Annotated in this window: 2 protein-coding genes; one reads left to right on the top strand and one right to left on the bottom strand. The window is 64.5% G+C overall.

Features of this window, described 5'->3' with window-relative positions:
* Positions 1–335 (top strand): alpha/beta fold hydrolase (locus tag EN964_RS35660; protein ID WP_373565088.1); only part of this gene is annotated, 335 nt, incomplete at its 5' end.
* A 38-nt stretch (positions 336–373) separates the two neighbouring features.
* On the opposite strand, the gene EN964_RS35655 is transcribed toward EN964_RS35660, so the two are convergent.
* Positions 374–961 (bottom strand): arginase family protein (locus EN964_RS35655; RefSeq protein WP_206528830.1); only part of this gene is annotated, 588 nt, incomplete at its 5' end.

Here is a 961-nt window from a genome sequence, read left to right as displayed (position 1 = left end):
CCTTGCTTGCCGATGATCCGGCCGCCACCAGCCATCCGCGCGGCCGGTCGTTTCGCGCCTTCGCCGACCAGACCCGCAGCGATCGCCGGGCCTTGGCCGCTTGCATCGCCAAATCGCGCGAATTGCTGAGCGAGCAGGATATCGCCCGCATCGCCCAGCCGACGCTGGTCGCCGTCGGAACCACCGACGACATTGGCGGCTCGCCCGATGAGCTTGCAGCGTTGATGCCGAACGCCAGCGCCTTTCACATCGAGGGCCGGGACCATATGCTGGCCGTCGGGGACAAGACCTTCAAGCAGCGCGTGCTGGAGTTCTATGCCGAGAATCCGCTTTGAGCGGACGGCGACGCGTCAGGCGGCTTTGACGCTTGCGCTCAGTCTGGCGCTCTCGCTGCTTGAACCGACTTCGCCATCACGCACAGCAGCTCGAACATCATCGTCGCGCCGGCGAGCGCCGTCATTCCACCCAGGTCGAAAGGCGGCGCCACCTCCACGACGTCGGCGCCTACAATGTTCAATCCATCGAGCAAGCGGACCATTTCCTGGGCCTCGCGGGTGGTGAAGCCGCCAAGTTCAGGCGTTCCGGTCCCAGGCGCCATCGATGGGTCGATGCAGTCTATGTCGAAGGTGACATAAACAGGATTGTTTCCGACGATGCCGCGCGCCTCTTCCACGACGCTGGCCGCGCCTCGCCTGACGAACTCCTCCATGTAGATGATACGGATGCCCTGGGCGACCGCCCAGTCATGTTCGCCGGGTTCATAGATCGAGCCGCGGATGCCGATCTGGACGACGCGCTTGGGATCGAGCAGCCCCTCTTCGATGGCGCGGCGGAACGGCGTGCCATGTGTATAGGGATTGTCGCCGAAATAGCGGTCATTGGTGTCCGAATGCGCGTCGAAATGGATCATGCCGACGGGCGCCTTGCGGGCCACGGCGCGCAGCACCGGCAACGTCGTCAG

The sequence above is a fragment of the Mesorhizobium sp. M7A.F.Ca.CA.001.10.2.1 genome, from assembly GCF_003998575.1.
GTDB lineage: Bacteria > Pseudomonadota > Alphaproteobacteria > Rhizobiales > Rhizobiaceae > Mesorhizobium.
The sequence above is the reverse complement of the archived record's forward strand: the minus strand, read 5'-3'. Positions and strand labels throughout refer to the sequence as shown.